The sequence below is a fragment of the Vibrio sp. Vb1337 genome (assembly GCF_033338715.1).
Taxonomy (GTDB): domain Bacteria; phylum Pseudomonadota; class Gammaproteobacteria; order Enterobacterales; family Vibrionaceae; genus Vibrio; species Vibrio alginolyticus.
In genome coordinates this window covers 35,225-51,623 of the sequence record NZ_JAWOTD010000001.1, presented here as the reverse complement: position 1 = coordinate 51,623, position 16,399 = coordinate 35,225, and the positions used below count along the sequence as shown (strand labels likewise).

Genomic DNA, 16,399 nt, shown 5'->3' with positions numbered 1-16,399 from the left:
ATAGATTCACCAAGAAAATATCAATTCTTGTCACAACGTCATCCGCCGACCTACTTTACATCAATCACTCGACTGGCCTTTTTATACTGTATCTTCCAACCCGCCCAACGTGGCAGCTCCCAACGCTTCGGGTCTCCCTTACGGTTTCCCTCTCGATAAACGACCTGTACCAGCTTGCGAGACGCGTAATACTCGACATCTAGTTGGAGTTCTGGCAGCAAAAGTTCTAAAGGGTACTGCTCCGTGAAATCGTCGTATTCCCATTCTGGAACACCGTTAAATGTTAAGTCTTCTGGTTCAAACAACGCCATATCATCGATGTTTTCAACGCCTAATGTTTCCAACTGATCCTTTAACCAGCTAGAAAATGTCAAGGAGGCCAAGTCGTTAACCTCTTCTCCTTCGACATTAAGGCCCAATGCGTTGTAGAGTTTCCAGTGTTGGATTTGCTGTTTTCTTTGAGAAGCAAAACCTGGTAACAGTGTCTCGTCTTCTATCATTTCGACAATAGAATGAACAGCAACATCACCTTTTAACGCTTGATGTTCAGTACAGATTGTTCGCCCGGCGTAGACCAAGTGCATTGTTGCTCTTGGCGTATCTTCTTCATAATTCGTCTCACCTTGTTGCCACTCCCCAAATTCAAGTTCGCGTAATAATGTCAGCGGGATAGGCATCATAACCGATGCGAGGTTCAGTGTTTGCTTAACGCCTCGTCCTGGCACGCTATGGCTGTCTAGCACGATTGCCGCTTCTTCTTTGTCAGGAAAGCGGCTGTTACGCCCAACCAGCATCTCGACTACGCCATTTCCTAGAGCATCCCTTCGACGAGCTCGTCGGACAAACACAAGCTCAGGGTGCAATGAGGCGATGGAGAAAAAGAGCGCTTCACGTTTATATCGAGAGGCAACGTCAAGTTCCGGTAATTCAAATACTTCTCGCATTTGTTTCGCTAAACCTTGTGCCTCTTCGAGTGCGCTGGCATCAATGACAATGCCCGGAAGTCGCTCCCCCCGAACCAAACGGATCAACAAAGAGGCATCACATCCGTATGGCTCCTCTTGAGATAGAAGCTCAGCAACTTCACCACTTTGTCGCTGATAGAGCTGCGCAGGCACAGATAAGGCGGCAGCCAAATCAATCATTGCTTCCTTCTCTGGCTTCGCTTGAATTCTGGTAACGAGATCGGCAAACAGTGCATCAATGGGTAGTGGATATACTTTTCTCCCGTGCTGCGTGACATTGCCATCCTCATCAATCGCTTCCATGGATAACAGCGTCGAATGAGATGCCTCTAGCGACTTTTCTGGAATTGAGTCGAGAAAATCGAGTGTTGAGAGACGGTACCCACAACAAGCCGCTGCCAGCATGGGCTCGACGAGCTCTTCTCTGTGTAATTCTGGAGGTGTCACCAACTCTAAAGGCGCGCGCTCACCATATAGACGAATACAAGCCCCTTCGGTAACGCGACCTGCTCGCCCCATTCGCTGCGCGGCACTGGCCTTAGAAATGTTGGTTAATGTCAGTGCTGTACGTCCATTTCGTTGTACAGTTCTGCGCTCTAAACCACTATCGATTACCACACGGATATTAGGAATGGTCAGAGAGGTTTCCGCGACGTTGGTTGCCAATACGACTTTCCGTTGCTTTTGTACCGTCAGCGCACGATGTCGTTCTTCATCACTGACCGAGGCATGAAGTTTAACCACCATGACATCACTGCTGCTTTGTAGCATCTGCGCGCATTGGGCGATCTCTTTACGTCCTGGGAGAAAAACAAGAATATCGCCATCTTCATCTTCCAGTGCTTCTTTTACCGATCCGACAACCTCCTGTTCACATCCCTTTTTGTTCGGTAAATAGCGGCTGTCTGTGGAACGATGTGTCACCGTGACTGGAAAGCAACGTCCCTCCGAACGCAGACGCTTAGCATTCAGGTAACGAGCAAGCTTTTCGCCTTCTAAGGTAGCAGAAGTGACGATCAATCGATGTTGATTTTCTTGCTTCAAAATGGCGGTTAATAGATCAATATCCCAGCGTCGCTCGTGAAATTCGTCCACTATCACGACATCAAAGTCTGCTAGCTTGTTTTCCGAAAACCAACGCAGTGCAACCCCCGGAGTCACAAATACAACTTCGGTTTTTTCATCAAAGTAGGCATGAAGCTTGATCGCGTAACCGACTTTGCGACCTATTGGCTCTCCAGATTGCTCCGCAAGAAATTCAGCCAGCGAGGTACAAGCAATTCGACGTGGTTCAATAACCAGAACGCGTCCGTGTTTTGCCGCCCACATGGGCAAGCGGGTAGATTTACCCGACCCGGTTTCGGCTTCCACCACAAGATGGTTAAGGCTTACATGATGGTCAAACTCAGCTTGCAGGCTGTCGATAGGTAGTTGAAACATAGAAATTGGATTTGATTTGATGATGCAAAACATTATACCCAAGTAAAAAAATCCTGCTTTAGGTATCTCTAAACAACCAATATTGCCGATATTTTCGTCGGTCTCTGAATTTTTTTGCGACATTACATTGATGTGCATCAACGCATGTTTACAACTAAATAGTGAACCCGTTAAAATTTGGTGCGCATCCTTCAACCCTACATAAGGCACCCAATGAACAACGATAAACGCCCACTATATATTCCATATGCGGGTCCGGCTCTTTTAGCAACCCCTCTTTTGAACAAAGGCAGTGCATTCTCTGCTGAAGAACGTAGTTCATTCAACTTAGAAGGTCTGCTTCCAGAGTCGACCGAAACTATCCAAGAGCAGGTGGAACGTGCCTACCAGCAATACAAAAGTTTCGAAAGCGATATGGATAAACACATTTATCTGCGTAATATCCAAGACACCAACGAAACATTGTATTACCGCCTAGTGCAAAATCACATTTCTGAGATGATGCCTATCATCTACACGCCGACTGTTGGCGCAGCATGTGAAAACTTCTCTAACATTTACCGTCGTGGTCGCGGTCTGTTCATTTCATACCCGAACCGTGACCGTATTGACGACTTGCTGAACAACGCAGCAAACCACAACGTTAAAGTGATTGTTGTGACAGATGGCGAACGTATCCTTGGCTTGGGTGACCAAGGTATCGGCGGCATGGGTATTCCTATCGGTAAACTGTCACTATATACCGCGTGTGGTGGTATCAGCCCTGCTTACACGCTACCAATCGTGCTTGATGTGGGTACCAATAACCCGCAACGCTTAGCTGATCCGATGTACATGGGTTGGCGTCATCCTCGTATTACGGGTGCAGAATACGATGCATTTGTAGAAGAGTTTATCCAAGCGGTACAGCGCCGTTGGCCTGATGCTTTGATCCAGTTCGAAGACTTTGCTCAGAAAAATGCGATGCCTCTTCTTGAGCGTTACAAAGACCGCGTGTGTTGCTTCAATGATGATATTCAGGGTACTGCTGCTGTTACTGTTGGCTCTCTACTTGCAGCTTGTAAAGCAGCAGGAACTCAGCTTTCTAAACAACGTATTACCTTCCTAGGCGCAGGGTCTGCTGGTTGTGGTATCGCAGAAGCGATCATCGCACAAATGGTATCGGAAGGAATTTCTGACGAGCAAGCTCGCTCACAAGTTTACATGGTTGACCGTTGGGGTCTGTTACAAGAAGGCATGCCTAACCTTCTTGATTTCCAACAACGCTTGGTGCAAAAGCATACCAATACGAAAGAGTGGGAAAATGAAGGAAATGGCTTCTCACTACTCGATGTTATGCGTAACGCCAAGCCAACGGTATTAATTGGTGTTTCTGGTGCGCCTGGCCTATTTAGCCAAGAAGTCATCGAAGAAATGCATAAACACTGTAAGCGTCCGATTGTCTTCCCACTGTCGAACCCAACAAGCCGCGTGGAAGCGACACCGAACGACATCATTCGTTGGACAAATGGTGAAGCACTGGTTGCAACAGGTAGCCCATTTGAGCCAGTGGTTCATGAAGGTCGCACTTACCCTATTGCACAATGTAACAACAGCTACATCTTCCCAGGCATTGGCCTTGGTGTACTTGCTGTCAATGCAAAACGTGTCACTGACGAGATGCTAATGGAATCAAGCCGTGCGCTCGCAACATGTTCTCCTCTAGCAATCAACGGTCGTGGGGCTCTACTTCCACCACTAGAAGAGATCCACTTAGTATCGAAAAAAATCGCATTTGCCGTTGGTAAAAAGGCAATTGAACAAGGTGTCGCATTAGAAATTACTGATGAAGCATTGAACGTGGCGATTGAACAGTCGTTCTGGCAACCTGTTTACCGCCGCTACAAACGCACTGCGTTCTAAGCTTGAGACAATTCGTTTAATAATTAGCCCCTACCATGTAGGGGCTTTTATTTTTTTATCATCCTAACCAGATTTTGGCATAAATGGGCTTCTCTCTTTTTGTTTCTATCAGATATGATGAGAACTACATTTTTAGTTAAGGATATAAAACGTTTTGTTGTTTTCTCGCATAAGATCAAAGTGGAAGCTGAAATTTTCCTGGAAGCGATTTGCTTTGATTTTGTCGATCTCTGCACTTAGTCTGCTTGTTTCTGTTGTTGCCATCGACCGATGGGTAGTTTTACAAGCCAAAGAGAGCATTTTCACTGAATACGAGCAAATCCCTCAACATGAGGTTGCCGTAGTTCTTGGTACCAGTAAGTACATCGGAAAGATCCTCAACACTTACTACACTCATCGCATTAATGCGGCGATTGAGCTTTACAACCAAGGCAAAGTAAAACAGTTTTTATTGAGTGGCGATAACGCCCACCGTTCATACAACGAACCGTGGACAATGAAACGCGATTTACTTAAAGCAGGCGTGCCTGAAGAAGTGATTCACCTTGATTATGCTGGCTTTCGTACCTTAGATTCGATTGTACGAGCGAAAAAAATTTTTGCTTCGGAGCGATTTCTGATTGTGACTCAGCGCTTTCACTGTGAACGCGCACTGTTCATCGCTGATGCTTACAGCATTGATGCACAGTGTCTCGCGGTAGCAGGGCCGACGGCCAACAAGCAAAAAACATCGATGCGTGTTCGAGAACTGCTAGCCCGTGTGAAAGCGTTTTTAGACCTGTACATTATCAATACGCAGCCTAAGTTTCTTGGCCCTCAAGAACCTATCGTTGCAGTAAAAGAGCCAAATAAAGCAGCTAACGAGCCTCTTCAAGTCCCCGTCGAATAGAGGAATAACGTGGCTCACAAGCCTAGTAACATTTCTATAAAACAAATGGGTAGTTTTCTACCCATTTCCAATTCTCAACATCACACTTTCTAATTTGCTCTACGATTCAGGCAAAACTCTTTTTCGCATTCAAAGTAACATTTCATCAATAAATAACTACAAGTCAGTTACTTTGCCATAAAAAACCGACAAAAGGCAATGCAAAAGGAGCACTACCCATGACCGCACTCGCTGTGACATTGAAGAATTGGTTCTTCACTCGCAACAGCATGATTTTGAACGCGAATATCCTATTGTTCATTATCTTGTTTAATACCTTACCCTTTGAACCACAAGTAGTAACCGGCCTGAGCATCTTAGTTTTTGTTGCTATTTTGTGGCTAACCGAAGCGATTCACGTCAGCATCACTGCGCTGCTCATACCACTACTTGCGGTATTTTTGGGTGTGTTCAACACTCAAGCCGCACTGAATAACTTTTCCAACTCCATCATTTTTCTATTTTTGGGTGGTTTTGCACTAGCTGCGGCTCTACATAAACAAAAGTTAGATCAAGCGATTGCAGATAAAGTACTATTGCTGGCAAGAGGAAAAATGTCTGTCGCTGTATTCATGCTATTTGGTGTGAGTGCTGGCCTGTCAATGTGGATTTCAAACACCGCCACCGCCGCGATGATGTTACCGCTTGTGCTGGGTGTGATGACAAAGCTAGACGCCAAGAAAAACCACAACACCTTTTTGTTTGTTCTACTCGGTATCGCTTACAGTGCTTCAATTGGTGGTATTGCAACACTGGTTGGTAGCCCACCAAACGCAATTGCAGCCGCTGAAGTTGGCCTAAGCTTCACTGAATGGATGAAGTTTGGTGTACCTATTTCCCTAGTATTAATGCCAATCGCTATCCTCGTATTGTACACGATGACTAAGCCTGACCTTAGCCACAAGTTTGACCTTGACCATCAACCAGTCGAATGGACAAACGGCAAAATGATTACGTTGGCGATTTTCTTACTGACCGTAACTTTGTGGATATTCAGTAAGCCTATTAACGCTATGCTGGGTGGCTTCGCGAAGTTCGATACTCTTGTAGCCATTGGCGCCATCCTTCTACTTGGTGCTTCTCGCGCCGTCGAGTGGAAAGATATTGAGAAAACAACCGACTGGGGTGTGTTAATCCTATTTGGTGGTGGTATCTGTCTGAGTAACGTCCTAAAAGCAACCGGAACAAGCGTATTTTTGGCTCATAGCTTGTCAGGCTTCCTTGAGCAAGCCGGTATTCTCTTAACGATTCTTGCAGTGGTTGCTTTTGTTGTCTTCTTGACTGAGTTTGCGAGTAACACCGCCAGTGCTGCGCTACTTGTCCCTGTATTTGCGACCATTGCAGAAGCCTTAGGCATGTCTCCGGTTATTCTTTCTGCACTGATTGCCGTCGCTGCATCTTGTGCATTTATGTTACCAGTTGCAACACCTCCAAACGCGATTGTGTTCGGTACGGGTCATATCAAGCAAAAAGAAATGATGCGAATTGGTTTCGTATTAAACATTGCGTGTATTGCTGCACTAACGCTTTTCGCTTGGTTGTTCTGGTAAAAATAGCAAGTTCGATTAGCACTACACTGCTGCTCACGGTAATCGTATCGATAACCCAAACTTCCCCCCCTAAGTGGTGTTCAGCAGTTTCCCTCTTGGTGGCCAGTTGGCCACCTTTTTTCTTTCCTTTCAGTGAACGGCTATCAGGCTTGCTTCTTTTCTCAAGCAAGTAAACCATAATGAGCTTCCACTCGGTTGCGGCCATTGCGCTTCGCCTGATACAACACTTCGTCAGCTCTCGCCATGGTTTCTGAGACGCGTTCATTCTGCATTTGGGCAACGCCAATACTGCAAGTTAATGAATCACCGTGCACCCACAAATGATCCTCCACATTTTTGCGAATCATTTCTGCCTTCTCTAACGCTTGTTCAATATTGGTATCAGGGCAAAATACGACAAACTCTTCGCCGCCCCAACGAACGAGTCGATCGTCTGAGTAAATAGAAGTCGCTACCACCATGACAAATTCGCGCAATATGTCATCCCCCATTTGGTGCCCAAATTTGTCGTTCACCTTTTTAAACTTATCCAAGTCCAAATAGAGAATACTGAAGGTGTTATGCCCCCAGCGAACCTGACGAGATTGTTGTTCCAGCCAGTGTTGCACAGCATATCGGTTCATCGCGCCCGTCAAAGCATCTCGATGCGCTAACTCTGCAAACTCATAGTTTTGAGCTCGCAAAGTATCATTCACCTTTTCCAAATGACGGTGACGCTTTTGCGCTTTTTCATAAGCCACTCTATTTTTTCGTAACTCATGCAGTGAAAAAGCCAGTCCAAGCGCCATCCAAGAGAGTAATAATGCATACAACAATGTTTCTTGCGCAAGGTAAGCGCCTTCAAACTCAATTTTATCAATCACAATTCTATGTTTACCAAGTGCCGCACCAGACCCAGTTGCAATATCAATACGTGTGATGTTTGAAAATTCAGGTGCAGAGTGTTCAATCGCGACTCCGTTATCTGCTAACCACCAGGTCATCACCTGAGGATTTTTAATCGGAATTTCGACAATATCGATCGAACCCGACGGAGAAAACTGCATGCCATTATATTTAATGGTGTACTCGTCGTCCGGCTTGGAATACTCAGAATTATAATTGCGAAGATACAAACGTAGGTCGTGGCTAGTGTTAGCCCCTATTCCTGCCTCTTCATATCGCACCTTCAATCGAATCGTATGGTAGTTGGAAAGGTCAATACCCTGTGTTGGCGTTGCTGAATCGGTATAAACCGAGATTCCGCAGTAAGGCCAAGCATACGAGCTCTGCTTTAGTTCACAGCTAAGAACTAGGCTTTGCCGATCGTATGTGATATCAGCCTCACTCACACCTCCTTCACTGGCATCTTTAGTTGCATAGATATTGAAATGCTCAGGTGTAATGGTCAGCTTTCGCGTATCGCCAAGCACACTATAAAGGGCAACCAAACTGATAGTGCAAATAGAAAGAGCAAAGATAAAGTTATGGATCCACTTCATGGGCAAGTGACCTGCTGAGATTATATGCAATACGTGAGGTTCAATAATTTCAAAAAATGAAATCAAGGTGATTTATCAAGAAATAAAATCACTTTCTCATTCAATTCTTAGTTTCGACACATAGTAACGGATTTTGAACCGTTATCACGTTTTAAAATTTCTAAAAAGTGCAGCTCAACTTCTATTTGCGAAGCATTTCACAGCCATAATTTTTAGAAAATAAAACACGATGCATAATAATTTAGTGCAAGACATTTACTTTAAAGCTCCTGTCAACCCTGCATCTCTTCTCCACTTCAGTATATACTGTGCAAAAACACAATAATGAGTAATGTCATGTCATTAATTGCAACTGGCACGCTAAACAAAATGCGTGCTTCTCTGGACGGTGCCGTCAACTACCGTCTTCCTGTCGGTGAGGAAGAAATCGACTTAACTCCGTTTCTGGGTAAAACGCTCACACTGACTCACACTGGCAATATTTTTTGTTGCTCATGTGGAAAGAAAACGAAAAAGAGTTATTCGCAAGGCCACTGTTTTGTATGCATGAAAAAGCTAGCAAGCTGCGACATGTGTATCATGAAGCCAGAGACCTGCCACTACGATCAAGGGACTTGTCGCGAACCACAATGGGGTGAAGAGAATTGCATGGTGGATCACTTTGTCTACCTGTCCAACACATCCAGCTTAAAAGTTGGTATTACTCGTCATACTCAAATCCCGACTCGTTGGATTGACCAAGGCGCGACTCAGGGCTTGCCAATTTTTAAAGTAAAAACTCGCCATATCTCCGGTTTAATTGAAGTTGAACTGGCGAAACATATCGCAGACAAGACCAATTGGCGCACACTGCTAAAAGGTGACGGTGAACCTATGGCATTGCAGGACCGTTTTGCTGAGCTATTGCCTTTAGTCGAAGAGAAAATTGCCGAGATAAAACAGCAATTCGGCGAAGATGCCATTGAAGTATTAAACGAAAGCATTACCGACCTTAGCTACCCGGTACAACAGCACCCAACGAAGATCACTTCGCATAACTTCGATAAAAACCCGGTTGTTACTGGCACTTTGCAAGGCATCAAAGGTCAATACCTCATCTTTGATACCGGCGTTATTAATGTAAGAAAATTCACTTCCTATGAAGTTGAAGTTAGTGAGTAATCGCTTGCAGAACGCGTTGATTCAAATAAAAATGAAAAAAGCTCGAGTTTGACTCGAGCTTTTGTTTTTCTATTAGGAAGAAATCGTTAGTTATGCGTCAAGGATGCTTTCTAGCACATCGAATAACATATCGACTTCTTCTATTGTGTTGTAATGCATACAACCAATTCGCACTACACCACCCGATTCTTCTAAACCAAGTTGACGAACTAAGCCCAACGCATAAAAGTGACCATTCCATACACAAATGTTATGTTCACCCAGTGTTTTCGCGATGAACTCTGGAGAATATCGGTCAAACGTTAGCGCAAAAGTTGGCGTGCGGAGTTGGCTATCTTCCTTTGCGATACCGAATAGATTGACACCATCTAATGCATTCAAACGCTGCAAGAAACGCTCACTCAAGCGCTGCTCATGTTGTTCATACAGTTGGTAGCTTTGCTCCAATCGTTGGCGAAGAGGTAAACCGACTTCACCAAATTGAGCCAGATACTCAACCGCAGAAACGACACCAGCAAGACCTTCAAAACTTTGCGTTCCTGTTTCAAATCGACCAGGGCCTATATTAGTGGCAGGCTCGACTTTGTAAGGGCGAATACTGTGGAGCCACTGATCGGCTATGTAAGCAATACCAACGTGTGGTCCGAAAAACTTGTAAGCTGAGCAAGCTAAAAAGTCACAACCTAACGCTTGAACATCAACCAAATGATGAGGCGCATAATGGACGGCATCCACATAAGCTTGTGCCCCAACATTGTGCGCCATGCTGACTACTTGCTGTACATCCACAATAGAGCCCGTCGTGTTCGATGCATAAGTCACAGCGACAAGGCGCGTTTTATCAGAAAGAAGGCGGCTTAAATGCTCCATATCAAGCGTACAATCTTCTTCGTTGATACGAACTTGATGAACCGTAACGCCTTTATCTTCTGCCGCTTGCTGCCAGCTGGATACATTTGAATAGTGATCCAAAGCGGAGACAATGATCTCATCTCCTGCTTGCCAATCTCGACTAATCGCGCGACTAAGCTGAAAGGTTAGTGAGGTCATATTGGCACCGAAGACAATATTGCCAGATGAAGGGGCATTAAGTAGAGCCTGAGCCGACTCACGCGCATTTTGCATTACGTCAACGGTCACTTGGCTAGAAAAATAATGCCCGCCTAAGTTAGCGTTGAAACGACCTAAATACCCAACCATGCTGTCTAGTACTGGTTGAGGCACTTGTGAGCCACCTGGACCATCAAAAAACGTCACGGGCTTGTCGTTGTGGTATTGAGCCAACGCCGGAAATTGCTCTCTGATCTGATTAAGATTGAAGTTCATTACGCTTATCCGTAGCAGTAAGTACAAATACATCCATATGGCCCGCTTCGTCATCAATAACAGAGCGGATTGGGCACGCGTTATGCCACAGCTTGCTATCAGCCAAGATTGCGACCTCTCCGGTTTCTAGCACTTTACGGAAAAATGGGGCTTGGTTATGGCTGCTGTACAGCATGATGTCGCCACCGATGATGTTATGGCGTCCCACACCAACCATTGCAATATGATCAAAACCGTCTTGGTGCACACCTTCAGGTGCTACTTGGGTTTCTTCTTCCAGTGCCCTGATACGGATTTGGTGAATTTCTATTTCTTGACCGTTTGGCAGATGATTCGCATTGACAAACAATTCACACATTTCTCGAAATCCATCGCTGGTAAGAATATCCTTCTCAATTGGCTCGAATTGTCTTACTACATCACCTTGAAATCGGTTGATATCAGAGGATTGAACAAAGCTATTTTTATTTAAGTCGATGACTTTGCCGTTATCAAAGCCAACCACAGAATAACGTCGTAGTCGATACTGACCATCTGCATGTTCGGTACGAGGCAGTTCTTCAAACGATGGGGAAAGCTGCTCAATTGCTGCCATGCTGAGCTGTGTTAAATGTAGAGTATTCTCACGTGAATGTAACATCATTTGCTCCTTTAATGAGGCACATTAATTAACATTTAATTTACACACTAGGTTACGCAAATATTCTGCAATTACCAGCTTTTAACGTTGATAGCTTCAACAAAACGACGAAAACAACATAACAAACCAAACCAAACCACAAAAACAGAGCCATGTTTCAGTTTTACGCTTTGACAATATTTGAAACTAGGCTTCTCTACTACGAATAGAATTTTATGCTAGAAGTCAACGTTCTCAATCAATATTTAGTGGGTTCTAATCTATAACCAATTATTCGATCACAATCGTTGTTTATGCTTTTAAAGCACTAAGAATTTCCATACAATCGAGGGAAATGTTACGCCCTTTTTGGAGCCATAATGAGCGACGTAAAACACTGTAAATTATTAATTCTTGGTTCTGGTCCTGCAGGATACACAGCTGCCGTCTACGCAGCGCGTGCAAACTTAAACCCTGTGCTTGTGACGGGAATGCAACAAGGTGGTCAGCTAACCACCACAACTGAAGTTGAAAACTGGCCAGGCGATGCTGAGGGACTGACAGGTCCAGCATTGATGGATCGCATGAAAGAACACGCCGAGCGTTTTGAAACTGAAATCGTATTTGATCACATCAATGAAGTAGAGCTATCACAACGCCCATTTCGTTTAAAAGGCGACTCAGGTGAGTACACTTGTGATGCCTTAATCATATCTACCGGCGCATCAGCAAAATACCTTGGCCTTGAGTCTGAAGAAGCATTTAAAGGTCGCGGCGTTTCTGCTTGTGCAACCTGTGACGGTTTCTTCTACCGTAATCAGAAAGTTGCAGTTGTGGGCGGTGGTAACACGGCTGTTGAAGAAGCGCTATACCTATCTAACATTGCGTCAGAAGTTCACCTGATCCACCGCCGCGATTCATTCCGCGCAGAGAAGATCCTTGTGAAACGTCTGATGGATAAAGTTGAAAGCGGTAATATCGTTCTTCATACCGATCGCACTCTCGATGAAGTACTGGGTGACGATATGGGCGTAACGGGCGTCCGCATTAAAGACGTGAACAGCGGTGCGACAGAAGATATCGATGTAATGGGTGCATTCATCGCAATTGGTCACCAGCCAAACACACAAATCTTTGAAGGCCAAGTAGACATGAAAGATGGCTACATCATCGTTCAATCAGGTCTTGAAGGCAACGCAACACAAACTAGTATCGAAGGTGTATTTGCAGCTGGCGACGTAATGGACCACAACTACCGTCAAGCGATCACCTCTGCAGGTACAGGTTGTATGGCTGCATTAGATGCTGAACGTTTCTTAGACTCACTTGGTGACAAATAACTTTTCACATTTGTGTCATATCCTTAAAGCCCAGCGGTATTCCCGCTGGGTTTTCTTTTGTATACTACCGCCTCATTAAAACAATTATCATTAAGCCTTCACGATGGATAAGAAAAAGCAAAGCAGCTTGAATAAGTGGCTGAAGCAACAAAGTAAGTTAGCCAAGCGCTGGCTTATGATTGCGATAGGCCTAGGCGTACTTTCAAGCGTGTTTTTATTGGCTCAAGCAGCCCTGCTCGCCTCCATTCTGCACCAGTTAATCATTGACCAAGTCGACAAAGCCGAGCTCATTTGGCATTTTGTTGGGCTCGGTGGCACGGTTATCGGTCGAGCTGTTTGTACCTGGGGTCGAGAGCTTGCCGGTTACCGTTGCGGGGAGCAAATTCGAGTTTATATTCGCCAACTCATTTTAGATAAAGTTCATAAGCTTGGGCCAGCTTACATCAAAGGCAAACCTGCTGGCAGTTGGGCAACGCTCATCTTAGAGCAGGTAGAAGATATGCAAGATTTCTTCTCACGCTACTTGCCTCAAATGTCATTATCGGTACTAGTGCCTTTCATCATTTTGGTTGTCGTATTCCCAGTAAACTGGGCAGCAGGCTTGATCTTCCTGGTCACTGCACCACTAGTGCCTATTTTCATGGCACTGGTTGGGATGAAAGCCGCAGAAGCAAACCGTAAAAACTTTAAAGCGATGCAGCGTTTGTCGGGTCACTTTTATGACCGCTTGCAAGCAATGACAACCATTCGCTTATTCGATAGAACAAAATCTGAAACTGAGACGCTAAAGGGGGCTTCAGAAGTCTTTCGTACTCGTACCATGGACGTTCTGAAAATCGCGTTTCTGTCTTCTGCGGTGTTAGAGTTTTTCACTTCCATTTCTATCGCAATTACCGCTGTCTACTTTGGCTTTAGTTATATCGGGGAGCTGGACTTCGGCTACTACGACACAGGTGTTACGCTCTTTGCTGGTTTGTTCATTCTGATTCTTGCTCCAGAGTTTTATCAGCCATTACGTGATTTGGGCACGTTCTATCATGCGAAACAGCAAGCGGTTGGCGCAGCAGAAAGCATTGTCGAGTTTCTGGATTTGGAAGTCGATCAAATCAAAGATGGTACCCAAGCGTTAGATAAAAACAGCCCTATCCATATTGAAGCGGACCAGTTAACCATTTTTAGTCCGGAAGGTAAGCAGCTCGCAGGTCCCCTATCCTTCTCTCTTGAAGCCAACAAAAGTACGGCTTTAGTTGGACCAAGTGGCGCAGGTAAAACAAGTTTGGTAAACACAATCCTCGGTTTCATGCCTTATCAAGGTAGCTTAAAAATTAATGGCTGCGAATTGTCGCAACTGGATCTAGCCACATGGCGAGAGGCAGTAAGCTGGATTGGTCAAAACCCGATGCTATTACACGGTAGCATTCGAGATAACATCACACTAGGTAAGCACAATATTCAGGATGCAGACGTACATTCTGTGTTGAATGACTCTCACGCTGCTGAATTTGTTGAAATGCATGGGTTGGATTATCCGATATCTGATCGTTCTGGTGGTTTATCTGTCGGCCAAGCGCAGCGTTTAGCACTGGCTCGCGCCATGCTACAAAATGGTCGTTTTTGGTTATTAGATGAACCAACCGCAAGCTTAGATGCTCGCAGTGAAAAACTCGTGATGGAAGGCATTAACAAGTATGCGCATGCCACAACGAATTTGATGATTACTCACCAACTTGCGCCTTTACAAAACGTATCGCAAATTCTTGTTATGCAGGACGGTCAGATTGTTCAACGTGGTGATTACGCCACACTGTCGACAGAAGATGGCTTATTTAAAGACATGTTGGAAGCGAACCTCGCACAACGTGAAACAGACAAGGGGAACTTAGATGCGTGATTTACTCCCTTATCTTAAACTCTATAAGAAACACTGGTTTGGTCTTTCGCTAGGTATGCTACTGGCATTTCTGACCTTAGCGGCGTCTATTGGCTTATTAACGCTATCAGGTTGGTTTATTTCAGCCGCAGCGGTGGCAGGCTTGACGGTTGCTCGTGAGACCTTCAACTACATGTTACCAGGTGCCGGGGTACGCGGCGCTGCAATGGCTCGAACCGCAGGTCGATGGGGAGAACGTGTCGTTAGCCACAATGCAACGTTCAAGCTGCTTACCGATCTACGTATCTTCTTCTTTAAGCAACTTGCACCACTGATTCCGGGTCGTGTTTCTACGATGCGTGATGCCGATCTGCTCAACCGCCTAGTAGCGGACGTAGATGCGATGGATCACGTTTACCTTCGACTTATCAGCCCTGTCGTGATTGGTGTTTTTGGCATATTGAGTTTAACGGCTGTCCTGGCTTTCTTTGATTGGCATCTCGCCCTACTGCTTGGCTCGATTCTTACCGTCATGTTGTTTGTATGGCCAGTACTGTTCTATAAACTGGGTAAAAACAATGGCGAGAAGCTCACTCATCATAAAGCGCAATTGCGAGTGGCGACACTGGACTGGCTTCAAGGCTACAGCGAACTGAGTATCTTTGGAGCAGAAGAACGTTATCGTAATCTCATTCTAGAGAAGCAGAAGCAGTTGCTGTCTAACCAATTTGTGAACGCGAACTTAACGGGCATGGCTTCAGGCCTGCTTATGCTGGTGAACGGCATTACACTGGTTGTGATGCTTTGGTTTGCTGCAGACGGCGTAGGTGGTCGTGCTCCTGATCCTTGGATTGCGCTGTTTGCGTTTGCAACCATGGCGAGCTTTGAGATTCTGATGCCTATCGCGGGCGCATTCCAGTATCTCGGTCAAACGTTGACCTCTGCTCGTCGTTTAAATGAAGTAATTTTGGCTGAACCTGACGTTGTCTTCCCTGAGCAGTCGAAACATAAAGACACAACGTTAGACATTGAATTCGACAACATAGATTTTACTTACCCTGACGGTCAGCAAAAGGTGCTGAAAGACTTGTCACTCTCACTACCGTTGGGCACTAAAACTGCAATTGTAGGTCAAACAGGTTCAGGTAAATCAACACTGATTCAGCTTCTTTGCCGCTACTGGGATGTTAACCAAGGTGAAGTTCGAATCGGTGGTACAAAACTGCGAGATTGGAGCGAGTCGGACCTGCGGGCAGCAATGACTGTGGTCAGTCAACGCGTAGATGTACTAAACGGGACACTACGTGACAACTTACTCATGGCCGCTCCGGATGCAAGTGATGAGCAACTGTCTACTATTTTACAAAAAGTCGAGCTTGGCGGACTTCTTGAAGAGCCGGGGTTAGACGCTTGGTTAGGCGACGGCGGTCGTCAGTTATCTGGTGGTGAGAAACGTCGAATCGGTATTGCTCGAGCATTGCTACGTGATGCCCCAATCCTACTCTTAGATGAACCGACTGAAGGCCTCGATAAGCGTACGGAACAAAAAGTGATGGCGCTTTTCAATGAACACTTTGCTAATAAGACAGTAGTATTCATTACACACCGACTGATAGAGCTAGAAAGTATGGATAGCATCTGTTTGATGGAACAAGGTGAGATCATCGAACAAGGCGACCATCCAACGCTACTCGCTCAAAAAGGTCGTTACTACCAGCTATTACAATCTCTATAATTCGATTTTCAGTGACGAGAAGGGCTCATCAAACGATGAGCCCTTTTGTTATTCCTGTATTATTAGTTACCTAATTAAGCAC

At 45.2% G+C, this 16,399-nt stretch carries 11 protein-coding genes; 7 read left to right on the top strand and 4 right to left on the bottom strand.

The window, feature by feature from the left end; all coding sequences use genetic code 11:
- Nucleotides 1-50 precede the first annotated feature (50 nt).
- Nucleotides 51-2,405 (bottom strand): helicase-related protein, encoded by a 2,355-nt coding sequence (locus tag R7E42_RS00190; protein ID WP_318072247.1) that lies wholly within the window; start codon nt 2,403-2,405, stop codon nt 51-53.
- 213 nt (nt 2,406-2,618) lie between these two features.
- Here R7E42_RS00190 and R7E42_RS00185 point away from each other — a divergent pair, with 213 nt between their 5' ends.
- From R7E42_RS00185 to R7E42_RS00175, 3 genes are all read left to right on the top strand, one after another.
- Nucleotides 2,619-4,307, top strand: a complete 1,689-nt coding sequence (locus R7E42_RS00185) for an NAD-dependent malic enzyme (RefSeq protein ID WP_005377977.1) — start codon at nt 2,619-2,621, stop codon at nt 4,305-4,307.
- Between the two features lie 154 nt (nt 4,308-4,461).
- Nucleotides 4,462-5,196: a vancomycin high temperature exclusion protein gene (locus R7E42_RS00180; RefSeq protein ID WP_149191894.1), complete on the top strand. Its 735-nt coding sequence runs from the start codon at nt 4,462-4,464 to the stop codon at nt 5,194-5,196.
- Between the two features lie 218 nt (nt 5,197-5,414).
- Nucleotides 5,415-6,785, top strand: coding sequence for an SLC13 family permease (locus R7E42_RS00175; RefSeq protein WP_017634863.1), 1,371 nt, complete (start codon nt 5,415-5,417; stop codon nt 6,783-6,785).
- 161 nt (nt 6,786-6,946) lie between these two features.
- Here the strand turns inward: R7E42_RS00175 and R7E42_RS00170 are convergent, their stop codons facing one another.
- Entirely contained in the window at nt 6,947-8,266 is a 1,320-nt protein-coding gene (locus R7E42_RS00170) for a GGDEF domain-containing protein (protein WP_318072246.1), read from the bottom strand.
- A 336-nt stretch (nt 8,267-8,602) separates the two neighbouring features.
- Here R7E42_RS00170 and R7E42_RS00165 point away from each other — a divergent pair, with 336 nt between their 5' ends.
- On the top strand, nt 8,603-9,427 hold the full coding sequence (locus R7E42_RS00165; protein WP_005377984.1) for a DUF2797 domain-containing protein: 825 nt from the start codon (nt 8,603-8,605) through the stop codon (nt 9,425-9,427).
- 90 nt (nt 9,428-9,517) lie between these two features.
- Here the strand turns inward: R7E42_RS00165 and R7E42_RS00160 are convergent, their stop codons facing one another.
- Together R7E42_RS00160 and R7E42_RS00155 are read right to left on the bottom strand one after the other, a co-directional pair.
- Entirely contained in the window at nt 9,518-10,753 is a 1,236-nt protein-coding gene (locus R7E42_RS00160; RefSeq protein WP_318072245.1) for a cysteine desulfurase-like protein, read from the bottom strand.
- Nucleotides 10,737-11,393, bottom strand: a complete 657-nt coding sequence (locus R7E42_RS00155; protein ID WP_005377989.1) for a 2OG-Fe dioxygenase family protein — start codon at nt 11,391-11,393, stop codon at nt 10,737-10,739. Before R7E42_RS00155 ends, R7E42_RS00160 begins: the two co-directional genes overlap by 17 nt.
- A 359-nt stretch (nt 11,394-11,752) precedes the next feature.
- Between R7E42_RS00155 and trxB the strand changes: the two genes are divergently transcribed.
- From trxB to cydC, 3 genes are all read left to right on the top strand, one after another.
- The gene (trxB, locus tag R7E42_RS00150; RefSeq protein ID WP_005377991.1) at nt 11,753-12,712 is read left to right on the top strand and encodes a thioredoxin-disulfide reductase; all 960 of its coding nucleotides are present in this window, start codon (nt 11,753-11,755) and stop codon (nt 12,710-12,712) included.
- Between the two features lie 103 nt (nt 12,713-12,815).
- Nucleotides 12,816-14,603, top strand: a complete 1,788-nt coding sequence (cydD, locus tag R7E42_RS00145; RefSeq protein ID WP_318072244.1) for a heme ABC transporter permease/ATP-binding protein CydD — start codon at nt 12,816-12,818, stop codon at nt 14,601-14,603.
- Entirely contained in the window at nt 14,596-16,317 is a 1,722-nt protein-coding gene (gene cydC, locus R7E42_RS00140) for a heme ABC transporter ATP-binding protein/permease CydC (protein WP_318072243.1), read from the top strand. Before cydD ends, cydC begins: the two co-directional genes overlap by 8 nt.
- Nucleotides 16,318-16,399: the final 82 nt, after the last annotated feature.